General features: G+C 49.1%; 17 protein-coding genes and 1 tRNA gene. 5 read left to right on the forward strand and 13 right to left on the reverse strand.

Annotated features, from left to right (window positions below; all coding sequences use genetic code 11):
* Positions 1–42: 42 nt before the first annotated feature.
* The 9 genes from S7335_RS03835 to S7335_RS03870 form a co-directional block, all read right to left on the reverse strand.
* Positions 43–981, reverse strand: coding sequence for an HNH endonuclease (locus S7335_RS03835; RefSeq protein WP_006456542.1), 939 nt, complete (start codon positions 979–981; stop codon positions 43–45).
* Positions 978–1313 carry a hypothetical protein gene (locus S7335_RS03840; protein WP_198011342.1) on the reverse strand — a complete coding sequence of 112 codons (336 nt, stop codon included), beginning with the start codon at positions 1311–1313 and terminating at the stop codon, positions 978–980. Before S7335_RS03840 ends, S7335_RS03835 begins: the two co-directional genes overlap by 4 nt.
* Before the next feature lie 46 nt (positions 1314–1359).
* Positions 1360–1761 (reverse strand): type II toxin-antitoxin system VapC family toxin, encoded by a 402-nt coding sequence (locus S7335_RS03845; RefSeq protein ID WP_006454181.1) that lies wholly within the window; start codon positions 1759–1761, stop codon positions 1360–1362.
* Positions 1749–1994 (reverse strand): hypothetical protein, encoded by a 246-nt coding sequence (locus S7335_RS03850; RefSeq protein WP_006454792.1) that lies wholly within the window; start codon positions 1992–1994, stop codon positions 1749–1751. The genes S7335_RS03845 and S7335_RS03850 overlap by 13 nt, the downstream gene beginning before the upstream one ends.
* A 12-nt stretch (positions 1995–2006) precedes the next feature.
* Positions 2007–2411, reverse strand: coding sequence for a hypothetical protein (locus S7335_RS28350; protein ID WP_006456828.1), 405 nt, complete (start codon positions 2409–2411; stop codon positions 2007–2009).
* A gap of 37 nt (positions 2412–2448) precedes the next feature.
* Positions 2449–5061, reverse strand: a complete 2613-nt coding sequence (locus tag S7335_RS03855) for a BPTD_3080 family restriction endonuclease (RefSeq protein ID WP_006456637.1) — start codon at positions 5059–5061, stop codon at positions 2449–2451.
* 315 nt (positions 5062–5376) lie between these two features.
* Positions 5377–6414, reverse strand: a complete 1038-nt coding sequence (locus S7335_RS03860; protein WP_006454019.1) for a hypothetical protein — start codon at positions 6412–6414, stop codon at positions 5377–5379.
* A 48-nt stretch (positions 6415–6462) separates the two neighbouring features.
* Positions 6463–6714 (reverse strand): hypothetical protein, encoded by a 252-nt coding sequence (locus S7335_RS27675; RefSeq protein ID WP_227499942.1) that lies wholly within the window; start codon positions 6712–6714, stop codon positions 6463–6465.
* Positions 6715–6959: 245 nt separating this feature from the next.
* A tRNA-Arg gene (locus S7335_RS03870) sits at positions 6960–7033 on the reverse strand.
* A gap of 157 nt (positions 7034–7190) precedes the next feature.
* On the opposite strand from S7335_RS03870, the gene S7335_RS03875 reads away from it, so the two are divergent.
* The 5 genes from S7335_RS03875 to S7335_RS03895 all read left to right on the forward strand — a co-directional run bounded on the left by S7335_RS03875 (position 7191) and on the right by S7335_RS03895 (position 13287).
* Complete coding sequence (locus tag S7335_RS03875; RefSeq protein WP_006456367.1) at positions 7191–7853, forward strand: hypothetical protein; 663 nt, start codon at positions 7191–7193, stop codon at positions 7851–7853.
* Positions 7854–8004: 151 nt separating this feature from the next.
* Positions 8005–9054, forward strand: coding sequence for a hypothetical protein (locus S7335_RS03880; protein ID WP_006453507.1), 1050 nt, complete (start codon positions 8005–8007; stop codon positions 9052–9054).
* A 46-nt stretch (positions 9055–9100) separates the two neighbouring features.
* Positions 9101–9850 carry a creatininase family protein gene (locus S7335_RS03885; RefSeq protein ID WP_006453638.1) on the forward strand — a complete coding sequence of 250 codons (750 nt, stop codon included), beginning with the start codon at positions 9101–9103 and terminating at the stop codon, positions 9848–9850.
* Between the two features lie 491 nt (positions 9851–10341).
* A complete protein-coding gene (locus tag S7335_RS03890; protein WP_006453785.1) occupies positions 10342–12873 on the forward strand; it encodes a hypothetical protein in 2532 nt (843 codons plus the stop codon).
* 30 nt (positions 12874–12903) lie between these two features.
* A complete protein-coding gene (locus S7335_RS03895; protein ID WP_157620080.1) occupies positions 12904–13287 on the forward strand; it encodes a hypothetical protein in 384 nt (127 codons plus the stop codon).
* A 25-nt stretch (positions 13288–13312) separates the two neighbouring features.
* Here the strand turns inward: S7335_RS03895 and S7335_RS03900 are convergent, their stop codons facing one another.
* From S7335_RS03900 to S7335_RS25675, 4 genes are all read right to left on the reverse strand, one after another.
* Entirely contained in the window at positions 13313–13795 is a 483-nt protein-coding gene (locus tag S7335_RS03900; RefSeq protein ID WP_006454210.1) for a thiol-disulfide oxidoreductase DCC family protein, read from the reverse strand.
* Positions 13796–13890: 95 nt separating this feature from the next.
* Positions 13891–14463, reverse strand: a complete 573-nt coding sequence (locus S7335_RS03905) for a Uma2 family endonuclease (protein ID WP_038016980.1) — start codon at positions 14461–14463, stop codon at positions 13891–13893.
* A gap of 63 nt (positions 14464–14526) precedes the next feature.
* Positions 14527–15171 (reverse strand): DUF4033 domain-containing protein, encoded by a 645-nt coding sequence (locus S7335_RS03910; RefSeq protein ID WP_006454034.1) that lies wholly within the window; start codon positions 15169–15171, stop codon positions 14527–14529.
* 65 nt (positions 15172–15236) lie between these two features.
* The gene (locus S7335_RS25675) at positions 15237–15875 is read right to left on the reverse strand and encodes a hypothetical protein (RefSeq protein WP_006456324.1); all 639 of its coding nucleotides are present in this window, start codon (positions 15873–15875) and stop codon (positions 15237–15239) included.
* Between the last annotated feature and the right edge of the window lie 9 nt (positions 15876–15884).

Below are 15884 nucleotides of genomic sequence, written 5' to 3' on the forward strand. Positions count from 1 at the left end.
GGAAGTCGGCGTTATGAATACAGGCAGTTTTTTGTAGTTTACTTATCCGTAAAACCTTTGGTTGTGCCATTCAATATACTCTCGTGCAGGCAAATCATTTGGGTCATTTGGTGTAACAGCTAGCTTTTTCCCATGCAGCTTGTAGTAGTCTTTGCCATTCTGATACTCTTCGTGAATGCGCTTGCTGACTTCGATTTTAAGGTCTGGCGTGATTGTAATGTATTGTCTATCAAACAACTTATGTAAATCTGCCCGTAGAAGAAGTCCATTCTTAATACTATGAGGGCCAAACTCTGCATATGACTTAATATGTGCTGCTTCCAACACAGGTAAGGTTCTTTCACCAGTCATCGCGCAACGTCTGCTGTATGCATTTGTGATTAGCGCTCTAAAAGATCCTTGACCTAGTCTTAGACGAGTTATACATTCTGCTCCATATCTTTCAGTAGAAAGTTCGCTCGTTCTCGGTGAGGTATCTTGCTTCGGTAGTGCAATGCTTTGCGAAGATAAGCGCAATTGCACGTCTTCAAACAGCTTCTTGCCGATATCTGTTTGCGTATCGTATGTCCTGCCTCGAACGATATTAGATTTCCAATCCTCTGGAATCGAAATCCAATCTTCTCTTTTAAAGAAGAAAGGCTGCGCCAAAACACTGCATCCAATTTCGGGGTCAAGAGTCTTGGTTCTTCCCCGAGATTCTCTATATTTGCTGATAATTTCTTTTAATTGCAAATAACTCTGCACACCGTTCTTTTCTCCGAAAGTCTCCCACGCTATTGAGATAGGCAAAGAAGTGTATGTGACAAAGTACCCGCCACCGGCAATGTAGTTTAGTGGACTATGGAGCTTGAAGAGAAAAAGCTCAAGCCGTTTCTTAAAGGGTGGCGTACCGCTTGGCTGCCAGAAGTTCACTTCGTCTGGTTGCCGCTCAGAAAGAAAACTGTACCAGTTGTTATCTGTTACTCCAACCCAAAACTTCATAGCTGCTTTCCAGAGATATTAAATGTCCGCATCTGGTGCTGCCGTAGCAAATCATCCACCGTCAGCACATTCGGAGACACCTTCGCCTGAATGTATAGCGGCGGCGCACTCACCACCAAATCACTCACATCCTGCTCATCCTTTCCCCGCCACCCCGACTGCGGGTCTAAGTCCCTATTGCGCCGCTCATACGCCACCTGCACAGGACTCTTCTCATCCTCAGCCATCACCGACTGATACTCCGCCGTCGGAATATTCTTGCGCGTGGCCTCATCATGTTTGAGGGCGTCCACCTTCTTCGGCAGCTTAGACTTAGAATTGCGGGATGCCATAGAAACTAAAAGTAAGAGAAATAAATAAAGAACGAAAAACTGTTGATTACACCATCAAACAATCTTTCAATTCGTCATACCGTGAGAACACACTATCAACACTCGCTAGCTTGGACCCATGACTCAAAGCTGTAGCGATAATCATTCGATCAAACGGGTCTCTATGAGCATCAGATAAGGCTACTGCCCTAGAAGCTATTTCAGCAGTTAACGGAAAAAGCTCTATCCCCGCAGGTTCCAACGCTGCTTCAAACCATTTATTAGCTGGATAGGGTAACTCCAATCGGCCTTTCTTGTTAGCTAGCGCAATTTCATAGCAAGATACAGGCGATATACCTAAGCGATCTTCAGACTCAAAGACTGCTGGCCAGTGTGACGGAAACCGATCAAAGTTCGCGTTGATCTGCCAGAGCCAAATGTGAGTATCTAGGATAATCACTTTAGGCACTCCCAATCTTCCTCATCTACAATCGGACTGACAATGTCGCCTAAAATCTTCACCTGCCCAGCTAATTCTGTCGGGAAAGTACGTCGCTTAGGCTTAACCTGTTCATCTGTAGTCGTAGACACTTGAAATTCTTCCAATACAGTCACAATGATTCGAGCAGAAGCTGCCACTGGCTGCTCATTTAGCCACTTCACCTGTCCATTCTCATAAATCGCTTCATAGCTTTTTAGCATCTTGCCAACTCCCTATTTAACGTGAGTGTCCATCACTGCTTTGAATTGTGCCTCAACCACCTGTGCAAAATCAGTCTCAATCTCGTAGATCTCCTTAAACTCTGCAAAAGCCCAGCGCCCGTAGCCGCCCAGGTTATTCACCCCCGGCACCCAATAGGTGCGCATTGTATTCGCCTTATCTTTCGCGTCTTCTCCTCTATATCCCTTTATTTCTACAATCAGATTCAGCAAGTCTTCCTGACCATCATCCACCTGCACAACAAAATCCGGCAGATACTTTCGCTGGGTAGACCCCATCAAATACGGCACTTCCAAGCCCAAGTTTTGATTCTTCACATACGCCCTTACCCTAGGGCGCGCCTCCGCTACCCGGCAGAACTCTGCCTCCCAGTCGCTATCGCACACCACCCAGTTCACATGGCACCGCCGCGAATCTGTTTGCCACAGCGTTTGCTTAGAGGTAGTAAAGTTTCACATGCACCGTAGACCCCACCGGATTATAAGCATCCAAAATCGCTTTCACCGGCTTATCATCGCCCGTCGCTTCCGTAATCGCATTCTTAATCCGCTCACAGGCCATATCCGCAATTTCCTTGTAGCAAAGCTGGGCCGGATACGTCCCTCCAATGCAGCGCAAATACCCCTTCATCCACTGACGAGTCACCCGCTTAAACTGTCCAAACAGGTTCAGCTTAGGCTCTTCTCCCACTTCCCGGTACTGGTTATAAATCAAATGCTTCGTCAGCTCAAATAGCACCGTAGACTCTCGCATCTCCTTCAGATGCTCCACCGTGAGGTCCACCCCTTTACCAATAATCCCCTCATTGCGCGTCGTCGAAGGCCCTACCAAGTTCGGCGTTAGCTCCAGCACCGAATCCTCACTAAAGCTCGCCGTAATCCGAGTATCTGGTAGCTCCACCCGGTACCCTTCCACCCGAGGGAACCGAATCTCTAACCCATCGCGATCAGGCCGCACTGCCTTCACCGCCACCGTTTGCCTGGGCGGCACTGGCTTTGCCACCATAGGCTTCGCTGTAAAGTCAAACGGAATGCCCAACACATCGGCATACTCCACATGGAACTTACCCTCCTCATTCAGCTCATAAGACTGCCGCCGCAACGCCCGGCCAATCACCTGCTCACACAGTAATTGAGTACCAAAAGCCCGCACACCCAGCACATGGGTCACCGTATTACAGTCCCATCCTTCGGTGAGCATCGACACTGACACCACACAGCGAATCGACTCACCCAGCTTGCCTTTCTCACCAACGGTGTTCATCACCTCCCGCAGCAGATCCTGATCCGTAATCTTCGCTGCCGCAACCCCGCCATCCCGCTGCCCAATCTCGTAGCGAAATCGGTCAATCTCGTCCGCAGCCATCGCCCGAAAGCCCTTATCCAAAGACTCCCCCGACTCCAACTGCTCGCTGTCAATCAGCAGCGTGCGGGGCCGTGCCAGTCGCTCACCATACTCGTCATAATTGCGAAACAGTTCTAACCTACCTGCATTAAACGTACGGCTCTCATCCTCTCCTTCTTGGAAAAAGCCCGCAATATAGTCGTGCACCAGCTTAGAAGTGGACGTGTTATTGCACACCACAATAAACACAGGCGGAATGCCAATATTCTGTTCTTTCCATATCTGATAGGTTTTCTCATAGTGACCATACAGTGCATCCAGCGCCGTTTGCAGCTCAGTCGGTAAGCTCAACGGGTCCAACACCTTAGCCTTACCCCGTCCCTTCTTCGGCATGCGCTTGCTAATGTGCTTCCACAGCTCGCGAAACTTGGGCATCTCACCGCCAGGAATGTTGTCGGCTACTGGCACCCGAGGCAGCTTCACAATGCCACACTCAATCGCATCCATCAGCGAAAAGTCACTCACCGTCCAAGGAAACAACGTTCCTTCCGCATAGCCAGAACCGCGCAAGAAAAAAGGCGTTGCCGACAAGTCGTATACCTTCTGCACCCCGATCTTGCGTTTAATAATTTCAATGCCAGAAATCCACAGCCGAGCTGCCTCGTTGTTCTTTTTTGCCTCTTTCTTATCGTCTCCCTTGAGGCTATTTTCATCGTCCGTATCTGGCTTTTCGCGATAGCAATGGTGCGCCTCATCATTTAACACCAGAATGTTCTTCATCCCCATCAGCTCCGGCATCACCCGCTGAAGCATCTGGCCTTCTGTCTCTAGCGTATTCAGCTCCGGGCCTCGCCCCTGTATCAGCTTGCGAGTACCCGAGGCCAGCTTTACGCGCTCACGCAGTTTAAAGGCGTGATAGTTCGTAATGACAATCTTGGCCTTTTGCAAATCTGCCAGCATGTCGTTGGGCACTAGCTCCCGCTCGGCATAGTAGCTGTTGGGGTCGTTGGGCTGAAGGACACGGAGGCGATCGCGAATCGTAATTCCCGGAGCCACAATCAAAAAACCACGGGTATACCGACTGCTCTGTGGATGCCGTACCGCATTCACCACCTGCCAAGCAATCAGCATCGACATCACCGTCGTCTTCCCTGCTCCCGTCGCCAGCTTCAGCGCCACCCGCAGCAGCTCCGGATTCGCCGCCTGGTTGACGGTCACAACATGCTCTAAAAACGCCTTTTCCTTCTTGCCGCTACTGGACGCAACCTCCGCCAACCAAATCGCCGTTTCCACCGCCTCCACCTGACAAAAGAAAGGCCGTTTCGACTGAAACTTATGGTGCCGCCAATGCTGAAGCAGCCTAGCCGTCTCCGGTGTCACCTTCCAGTCCACTGGATTCGGCAACCTGCGCCACGCATTCACCTTCTCCCGCACGCTGTTAATAAATAGGGACAAATCGTACTTCTGCTGCTCATCCGAAATACCTGCCGTATCGTAGGGCGCGAGTGTCTGTTGCTCGTCATCTTGGCCTTGTCTGCGCTTTTTTGGCTTCGGTATTGGCGCAACTAGCGAGACAAACTCAGCGGGTCGCCGTTGCTGCAAGATCTTTTGTGTCGGTTGACCTTTCTCATCTAACTCCCAATGCTGGCTTGGATAGTCATAGGGCGAATTGAGAATTGGCTTTTCGAAGAATTGATCCGTCATAAAGTCCTGAAAACTGAGAAATAGGCAATTTACTGCCCAAACAACTGATTTTTTAGAGTTTTTCTCAACTTACAAAATACAGCCATTCAAATATAGATGTATTTGGCAGCAACCTCGATTTCACTACTAAAAGTTCAACCAAAATTGATTTTTCTTTTTAGTCTTAAGGATGCTTGGCCAAATGTCCTGCGTAGTGCTTTCAGCGCTGTATCTAAACAGGGTTTTTCGTACGTAGAATTACTTGCCTTTAAATAGGTGTTGTACTCATTCAGCACAATGCCTCTATGTCTCTGTATTCAGTGCTTTTCTACATTTCTAATTGTCCTGTTTGCTCACTTTCTGGTAGCCGCTCTGCCGGTGCAAATGTTTAACCGTTTGCTGCATATAAAGCATGACTTGTTTTCTGTTCGTCTCTCGATAGAGGCTCCTTACATAGGGACTTCCAGCTATCAACATGAGTACGATGTCTCTACGAGCTAGGCCAGTACGAAAAGCTCTAGCTGCGACTTGAATATCTAACGAACAAGGATTTTTTACTTGAACGCCTTGGCTGTGTTTTTTCCATAACTTCTGATAGTGGTGTTTCCTATTCAATCGGCCTGCGACAATGGCTGATTTAAGTCGGATAAATCCTTCGCTAACTCGTGTTGATAACCGCTGTTGTTGTCCAACTTGATATGTAAGACGGTCAACCCCTTTTCCAATTGCATTAAGCATTGCTGTAGCTTGTCTAAACTGTTGCCAATGTCGTTGTCGCTTTTCGATGGCTCTGATAATTTGGCTAGGGTTTGATTCAATTGCGTTTGCTGAATAAGTAAGGTTAGAACCTGCTCGCTCAAGGTTTTCAGAAAGGCTTGTGTATCTGATTGTGCTGCTTGCTGCTTGATACTCTCTTGCCTGAGCGATGCTATCTCTCCATAGAGAGGCTGTAAGCCTTTCAGCAATGCGGCTTCCAATACACTCCCCGACATCTCGACGGTCATGAGTGTAGTCAAGGGTTGAGTCGTTTTCTTTCTGGGTCTGGGCATGGCTATTTACCACCTGGAATAAAGGGATGTAGTCACTGGCATTTTCTTTCGCTCGTGATCGCCGAACTTTCTGAGCCAGCTCAGCGACGTCTGCGGTGTAGATGCTGAGATGATGCTTGGCACGAGAAGCCGCCACATCAAACGATTCCTGGCTAGTGGTGCTATCCATCAGGGCCAACACTCGGTCGGCAGTTTTGCCTTGGCTGCTGTAGGTAGTGCTCACCAAGGCATAGTCAATGTATTGCTGTCCTTGTAGATTGATGTAAGAGCAGTTGCCACGGTCATCCACAATCTGGGCATTGCCGCTGCTATCAACGCCAGCCACGGTGAATCGCTGACCATTGCGGATTTTTGCAGCTCGGTTATTGCGCGTCTATCGCAGGTGATCGCCCTTCGCAACCGCAATCTCCTGCACCGCATACACCGTCTTCCGCTGACACCGAGCCGGGTTAATCATCATAAGTTGACCATCAGGCGTTTCCACCGTCAATCGGTTCGCCTCTGCGTCACACTCAACCACCCGATACTGCTGATATTTCTCCAACCCCTGACGCTTGTAGTCCTGGCTTGACCCGACGGCTGCCCGGTTTAGGTGGCAGTGTGGCCCGAAGATACAATGCTTCACCTTGGCAACGAATAGTGACACGAATTCTGGCGGCTTTTAGTCGAGCGTTTGCATCCGCAAGTAGCTGCTCATCTACATGACTTTTCATTCTCTTTTTCAGCCCGTAGGCCCCTCAATCACGACTGAGGGCTTCCCTAAATCTTCCCTACTTTTTCCCTAAAAGTCCGGATAAAAATAGACACAACCGAGTAACCTCGTTGTATCCAATCCTTATGAATAAAGGGCTACAAGCCTTGTTTTATCAACGGATCCTACAGGATTCGAACCTGTGACCGACCGCTTAGAAGGCGGTTGCTCTATCCAGCTGAGCTAAGGATCCAAAGGGAAAAGGTGTGTGAACTAGCTTACCTCGATAGAAAATATACCGCATTGCCGCAACTAACCAACAGCCTTGATGAATCAGGAAAATATGTTTTAGGGTACGTTAGCTTAGCCGCTGATGCTGATTTAGACTATTCGCCTTCATAGAAATCGATATGCCTATGCTCACCCTTGATAATGTCGAAATGAGCAGCGTTCAGCATCCCAAACGGTCTAAGCGGGTGCCGATCTTATCTTATCAAGACAAAACATTTCGTCTGTTGGGTGTGTTTCAAGTTCATCAGCAAGTAGAAGCTCAAGCCTCTTGGCAAGATTTGACTAGCAATGAAGGGAAGGTATGCATACTACTAACAGAACCGCACCAATTGAGCCTGTGGCGACATATTCGGATTGAGAAGGAACTGCTGAGCTTTGTATTACCCTCAGCACACACAAAGGCTTGCCTTTTGCTAGTTCAGGCTCTGCACGGCGACGTAGAGCAGTTTTTGGGCAGCAAGCAGGCGAAAGCTTTCGGCACTGATCTTTTGGAGCAGGCGCCGGTGCCAATCCAGAAGGTAGGGGGCCTAGGCGCATTGCTCAAACTGAACCCATTGATAGAGACGTTACCTGACTGGGACGAAAACGACTTGTGCACGCTACTGATAAAGCTGCATCAGCTAGGAAGTCAGTTTTTTGGGCGATCGCAATTTGCACCCCGCACCCTCTCAGCCCTCGATGTCTTACTGGGTAATGAAAAGACCATTTTTCTAAACTGGCTGCAGTTGTCTTTTCTAGGCAGTCTCTGGCTGTCCCGTAAAGACAGAAGTACATACAGCTAGCTGGCATCATCAGTCTGGGCGCTGAAGAAAGATGCAGCGTTCATTAGAGATGATCCGCAGTTTCATACCTGGCAAAACTAGCGTTAATGTATCAGGCTTAACTTTCCAAAAACTGCCATACTAGAAAGGCATTTGTAAGGATACCGGCAGCATGGCTCCTCGAAAACTGTCTGACTCAGATAAGAGCGACATTGTTGATCTATACAAACAGCCAGAGCAGACCACCTCTACTTTGGCTGAACAGTTTGGCGTCAGCAACAGCACGATCAGTCGAATTCTTAAGACAGCGCTGCCCTCAGACGAATATAGCGAGCTAATTGCTCACAAGCGGATGTCCTCAGGAACGGCATCAAAGACACAAGCATCTAGTAAGCGTAGTGCGACTTCCAAACGGTCTGCATCAAAAGCCAGTTCAAAAGCTAGCTCAAAAGCAGACGTTGATACCGCTCGTGAGTCATCTGATGTTGATCAGTCTGGCACGCCAGTAGAGCCACCGAAGCTAAAGAAGGAAACTGCTAAAGAATCTACCGATACCATTTCATCTGTGCCGCGTCGACGGCGTAGCCGTAAAAAAGATGCTGATGACGGTCAGCTACCTTTACTTGATCAAGGCTCAACCCAAGAGCAAGATGACGTAGAAGAGGATATGTCTACCTCAGTGACCGAGGAGGTAAAAGATAAGAAGGTAGTTGCACCCCCAGTATTAGTTGTGAAGTCGAGTTCTGATGAGGATGACGACGACGAGGACGATTTGGAAGGGCTAGACGAGACGATAGGCGATGACTTTGGTGATGACGATGATGATCTAGAGGAAGACGAAGACGATCTGGACGACGATGATGAGTTTGAAGTCCCTCCACCAAAGCTTCAGACTAAGGAGTCGGTAGAGATTATGCCGTTGGGTACGGCGAAGATACCGAAGCCTTGCTATCTAGTGGTAGATATGCGCGCTGAGCTGATCACCTGTCCGCTAAGTGAGTTTGGACATTTGGGTCGGATTCCTAGTGATGAGGAGAAGTCCACTACGCTACCTGTATTTGACAACCATAGAGTGGCAAGACGGTTTTCTCGTAATAAGCAGCGGGTGATTAAAGTGCCTGATGGGAACTTGATCACGCGGACAAGGCCCTATCTACAAGCAAAGGGAATTACTCGGCTGCTAGTAAATGGGCAGGTGTTTGATCTTGTCAGTGCCGAATAGAGTTTTGCTGAATAAGCACGGAAACAACTATAGGACGAAGAAGCTAATGCTGCTGCATCTATCTACTTGGCTAGAGGTGGAAGAGTATCTAACGCAATCGCGCGGCATCATTTTTCCTATTGGTTCGACCGAGCAACATGGTCCAACTGGGCTGATTGGCACGGATGCTATCTGCGCTGAAGCGGTGGCTAAAGGGGTAGGCGAGGCGACTGGCGCCCTAGTTGGCCCGACGATTAACGTCGGCATGGCCCTTCACCATTTAGCCTTTCCAGGCAGCGTCAGCCTACGCCCTAGCACGCTCATTGCTCTGATTCAAGACTATGTGAAGCCGTTAGCTAGGCACGGATTCGAGCGGTTTTACTTCGTCAATGGGCATGGCGGCAATGTAGCTTCTATGAAAGCGGCTTTTTCCGAAACGTACGCTGTGATCGCAGATGCTAACTTGCCGAATGCAGGACGTATCCGCTGTAAAATTGCCAACTGGTACGGCAGTAAGGCCATTGCTGCTTTGTCCGAACAGCTTTATGGCAACCAAGAAGGCTCTCATGCAACCCCTAGTGAAGTTGCGCTCACTCAGTTTGTTTACCCTAACGATATTAAACAAGCCTCGCTTTCGCCTGCGATCGCCCCTTCTGGTCGCTCTATCTACAACCCAACAGACTTTAGAGCATTTTACCCGGACGGACGCATGGGCTCTAATCCTAAGCTAGCTACGCCAGAGCATGGCAAGCAGTTTTACGAAGTCGCTGTAAAGGATTTGACTAATGGCTATCTAAGCTTTTTACAAGAGTCCTAGATAATCGAGTTGTGAACTTAAAGAAAGAATCCGTACGTTTCCAACAACTTCATACATACACACAAACCAGTCCAACAACAGACAATACATGTTGTTGGACTGGTTTTATGTTGTCCTAGCTTTTACATCTTTTACATATTGTTGTACAGGAGTGATGAAGGCACGGAACACTTTAGCGGTCGTGACGAATATCACAGCAACCAAGTGATAAATATCACAGGGAATTCAAGCTATTTCTGCTAGGCGATTACACGCATCTAGCTAGATACGAGAAACATGAATATGGCACTAGCTGCTCTATACAGGCATGTAGATGTTCATATAAATGTTGGCCCCGTGAAGATCTAGCGTTTTCTCGGTGGACGGGTTGTAGTTGTCAAATTGACTTAAGTAGAATCTCGAATACCAGGGCAAAATTCTCTCCTCAGGCCTTGGTTTCTCAGTGTTTCTACTTAGAAATTTGCACTTATAAATCCTGAAATATCACACCAATGGCTTTAACATCGTCTCTATCTGAGTCCTGTTTCAAATTCTTTCGTCCGACAGCTTCTATCAAGTCTGTACTGCTTCATTTAGCAGTCATCAGCGCAATAGGGAGCATCGATGCCAATGCGCAATCAGCCCTAGCCCAGTCCGCACCACGCAATGTTCCTATTCGCAGCGATGACGGATCAGTTTGGGTCAACAACAATGCTCGCGAGATCCGGACAGGGCCCTTGCGCAATAGCTCAAATACGCCATTGCCCGCAAGTCTACCTACAAGCACTGCCGAAGGGGTAGCGGTAGATGTCGACATGACCCGACTAGCACCCAACAGCATTGAAATTAGACCCGATGTTTCATATATCGAAGAGACTTTCAATCAGGTTGTCAATGAGTCAGGAGGAGGCCTAGAAGCGCGCTACAACATCCTACGAGATTCACTACAGATAACAACAACTTTTGAGCTAAGGCAAGCGCCAGGGCATCATGGCTACGGGGAGGGTATCCAAGTAACAGTCATCAGCCCAGACGGTAGCAGAAGTGTCCCTCAGACTGTATATGTGCGGGGTCAGAATGTGAAAAGAGGACCCGATGGTAGCCGTCTAGGGACCATGGCATCAGTAGAGGTCGCCTACGGCGCAGATGATGTTGTTGAACTGCGAGTACTGAATATCAGACGTAACTTTGCAGAACCGACTGAGTCAGCAATTTACTTTACTAGCAATTTTTCCGATGATGGGAAAGTTGGAGAATTTGTTGTTGAAGATATGCAAGATGGTGGTGATTTAGACTTCGATGACGGTGAGTATGTACAAGGACCAACAGGGGTAGGCAGTGCGATCGCCACCAGACAAATCAATAATCTAACCGTGACCACGCGCACTGAGCGAATAGAGCTTCCTGACCTTATCGAGCAAACAATGACCTTATCTGATGTGTTGGTCGAAGGTGAGCCACAAACCACTGTTGAAGAGATAGAGATAGCGACAGAACGAGGCCAGATTGAAATTGACGACCAGACAACATCAAACTTGTTGGGCCATGCGAGAGGTGTCCGCACAGATGAAGGGGAACAGCTAGTATACAGTCGCTATGCCAACGCTATCGAAGCGCGTTTAGGTAGCGATGGTTTGAGTGTCACTGGCCAGACGCGGCCATTGATCAACAACCCTAGTGCGCCGCCGACGCTGCTGACAGGCCAGCTACGTTTCGATCCTTTTGCGAACAACAATCAAGCAGGGCTGGTGACCACAGTAGGGCTCACCCAGTATCTGACGCCGACTCACCGCCGAGCGGAAGATGTCTTTGGCAATCGTTTGGGCTTGGCAGACGCAGAAGCGTCTAATCTACTTGTACCTACTGGCCTATTCAATAATCGCCGGATAGTTGGCTATGTGCCTGCCGTCCCAGCATCTACGCAGGCGCTGCCGATCGCTTCTACAGACGGCATCTTTGCGCTGCCAGCAGATCAAGCTGTTGTGATCGCACCACCTAATCCACAGCAAGTAGGTCGAGGCAATTCTGCCTACACAGACAATGTCGGCGGCCTACTGATTGAAAGCGCTGAGGGTACGCTCTCCTTCGTACCGCAGTGGACGAAAGATGGCTATATAGAGTCGCCAACGACGTTAGCAGCAGGTAAAGCTACTCGAATTATGTACGCGTTAGTGCCTCAGCAATCTGGGCAAAACCTGCAGCTAGGCCAAACATACGCAGTAACTAGAGGAGCGCCGCAGCACCTAATTACTGACGGCGAGTTTAGAATTATTTCAGCCGACTTACAGCCTCAAGACTTCGTTCAAGAGATGACGGAAGTTTACGCTGTAGAAGATACGGTAGCGACTGGGAACGCGGTAACTGAGGAGTTTAATGGCGTTCAGGGCGTCTATGCTGAGGTCTTTGGCGGTGAGCGGGTGTCGACTGTTGATGTCTCTGTAGCAGCCGAAGTCGATGCCAGGCTAGGCAATGCGTTAGATGCGATCGCCCCTGAGCCCGTGTCTGAACTCGAAGCATTAGGGCAGCCGGGTTATGTCAACGTCACAAGGGCAGGTGGGCTTTATCTAGGAGGTAGTTTGAGCGGTGGTCTAGGGAACCAGGAAGATACGATCTTCCTGTCGCGAACCACGACAGTTAGCGCGGTTGATCAGCTGTTGCAGCGGCGGACCATCGAGACGTTCTCCTCATCTCAGTCGCATATGGACACAATTAGCACAGAGCATGGCACAACCGAGGAAAACATAGGCAGGGCTTCTTTTATGATCAACGAGGCAGGTGAGCTGACCGATATTGAATTCACTCCCGGCCTCGATACAATCACAGTGGCAGAAAGCTATAGAGAAACTCATCAGATTGGCGACGTAGAAGTAGGTCCGAGGACGCAAATAGATGTTGCTGAAGACATCTCTGCGGTTACTCAACCCGTTAGAGAAATCTCACGCAAGCAAGAATCATTCCTTCAGCAAGAAAGCTATCCCAACTTTTCAGCTGTCCAGGGTGAGCTGACTTTTGGCGGTGTCTATAACTTTGGCAACACACCTTAAACAGCCGCCGCTAATACGGTACGAACCGAAGTGTTTTACAGAGATACGGTGTTTGGCAACGACGCTGATCGCTCAGGGGTAGGTATCAGAGGCGAGCTGGTTTTTCATCCGTTCGGTGAGGTCAAGCAGGATAGCTATCAGGTTGATCTAGCAGGTAACGCAATTCCTGTCTACCAAACTGAGCCGTTGCTAGATGATAGTGGGAATCCAGTCGTCGAGATCGTCACAGACGAGAATGGAGAGTCTTGGGCGATCGCAGTCAATCAGTTTGTGCTAGACGAAAATGGCGATCCGATACCTCAGCGCGTAGGTACGGACCAATCTAAGGGTCCTGGTGCCTACTTGCAAATTGAGAACGTATTTGGTGGCGACGACGGCGTTGAGGTCGCAGGCGGTATTCGGCTATCGTTTTAGAAAGCATTAAGAAGCGGAGTCGAAACTACGCTTCCTCAACCCGACAGCGACTTTCATTTAGTTGTTCAATCTTGGCCTGCCGCTCGGCAATCACCTGATCCAAAGCAGGCCGTCCTGTCACTGCCAGCCGCCAGTCAGCCCATATGTCATACAGCTTGTCTATCACCGGGCCAATAACTGGCCACTTGGTCGGTGCATACATCCAGCCGATGCCAAGCGCGTCATACACTTCTTGAAAAACAGCCACGTTTTTGACAACGGTACCGTCAGCGCGAACCGCATGAATACGGCCCATTGCCGTTTCAAAATCGACACCACCATTTTCTTCGGGGCTGTAGTCCAAATCCGCAATATCTGTAAATTTGACAATACCGCGTCCAGCGTCCTTTTTTTGTAGAAAGTTGACTTCTCTCACGCATAGCGGACAAGCACCGTCGTAGAGTAGATTAAGTTTCCAGTCACTGGTATCTGGGGTTTGGCGGCTAGATTTTGTAGCTGAGAGCGTCATATGAAAGGGTTAAGAGAGTTCTTCTTAAGTCTAACTGGTTTAGTATTTAGCCTTGGCTAGAAGCAGAATACTGCCAGATCAACCAGTCAATCGTATTAGCCAAAGCACGATTGCACAGTGATACTGCATTCCGGGAAAGCCAAAAGGTTAGCTGACTGCTGACCTTTCAGTATCATCTGCCTTTGATATCCGTCTGCCTGGGGCTGTCTAAAGATATGAAGCTGCTGTGCCTGCACATTGAGCACCCAATAGTCTGCAACGCCTACCGCTGCGTAAAGATCTGCTTTGAATCCCAAGTCACGCTCTATAGTAGAGTCTGCAATTTCAACAATCAGATAAATCTCGTTCGGTGTGGGATGGTGATCCACGTAAAAGCTAGCGTTAGGATGGGCAACGACAATATCGGGCTCAGGCTCTGAATAGAGATCTAGCTGTATCGGATCTTGCAGCCGAACCAGTACCTTATCTCCTAAAAGCCGCTCGATTAGTTTTTCTATCCGCTTACAAAGCGCGCTATGACGAGGCCCTTTTGGCATCTTTTGAATAATTTGTCCGGCAATCAGCTCCACCCGCTCATCTGGGGACAAGATACCAACTTCCGCCATGCGGTGATACTCGTTTGTCGTGATCAGACGTAGTTTAGTGGGCGCTGGGATAGTTGCGGTCATAGTTGGAAGACCAGCTTTAGTGATAGGCATATTATAGAACCGAAGCCTTAGCTCATCTTATTGCTATGCCTGAAGCTTGTGGCATCTGCCAACTGATAACGTACCGGTAGAACATTCACTTAGACAGGATTGAGTCATCACTTCGTCTTCATCAGCGGCTGGTGGCACCCGACCAAACACCATCTCGCAGCTTAGATCTTCAAAATTTGGAATCATTGTCAAAGGAATACCAAACTTCTCGGTGAAAAAGGTTTGGGTAGGTAGTTTGCACATGTTGACGCACATGCCGACGCACTGACTTTCCTCTAGATAGCGGCACTTTTTGATGTGGACGGCGCTGGGTTGCGATCGCACCTCTCCATCCAACCCTTTCACCTCTGCCTGCGCTACTTCACACGGTCCGACTAGCCACTCAAACATCTGCGTCGCAAACCAGGCATTTAGGACGCACACCAGTCGAGTTGGCGAGAAAACAGTACGAATTACCCATAGTACCGGAGCCGGAACCAGAGATTGCAGCACCCTTGCAACAGCGGCCTGCTGCTCTTGAGCATTGCGTCCCTGCATAATCTGTTTAGAAAGATCAACAAATCCTTCGTAGCCTGTGGCCGCTGTTGTTGAACCGATAGCGTTGGCCATTTTTCGAGAAAACAGCCAAATAAACAGCCGATCCAACAGATTGTCTTTATGTGCTTCAACCGTATGCATGGATATCTCGTAGTTGTCTTGCCTTTGTTGAATAAACAGGTTGAACCTGTATAGCGACTGGCCGCCTAGCGCTTGCGAAGCACCAGAAAAGAAATCGCGCCAATCACTACCCCACCTAAAAGTAAAATCAAGAGAGGTCGCTGCCCAGCATCTGATACATTATCGCTTGCAACCGCATCGGGCGGTGCTGTTGCGTCCGATACAGCTGTATCTGAAGTAGATACGTCATCTAGAGCAGATCCGCCTGACGCTGCTTCTGAACTATCCTGCGGTGGAGCCGCAGCAGAATCGGCGGGTGATTCAGACGGAGACGCTCCGGCGGCAACCGTCACATCAAAGGCTAGCTCAAAAGGAGAAAAGTCATCTGATTGCTTGGGACTGCCGCTGACGGCAATCGTGTATAAACCCACGGTCGGGAAAGTTAGATTAGCTCCGGGGATACCCTGATAGCCTTCGCTGGCCACGGCACTAAGCGAAGGCGATAGAATCGGCTCTGAGCTCGGTTGTCTAGGCTGGGTGTAAACAGTCATTTGGCAGTCGCACTCGGCTAGCTGAATGGTCTCGCCGCCTCGCCTAGTCAGCGCGACCCAAGCTAATACCTCCTCTCCGGCCCGGGGAGTGTCGTCAGGTTCTATATGCAACGTGCCACCGACTTCATTGGAAATTTCTACCTGGTGAGCGGTGGCTAGCTGAGAAAAAGGCACTGGAACTGT

Source organism: Synechococcus sp. PCC 7335 (assembly GCF_000155595.1).
Taxonomy (GTDB): Bacteria; Cyanobacteriota; Cyanobacteriia; order Phormidesmidales; family Phormidesmidaceae; genus Phormidesmis.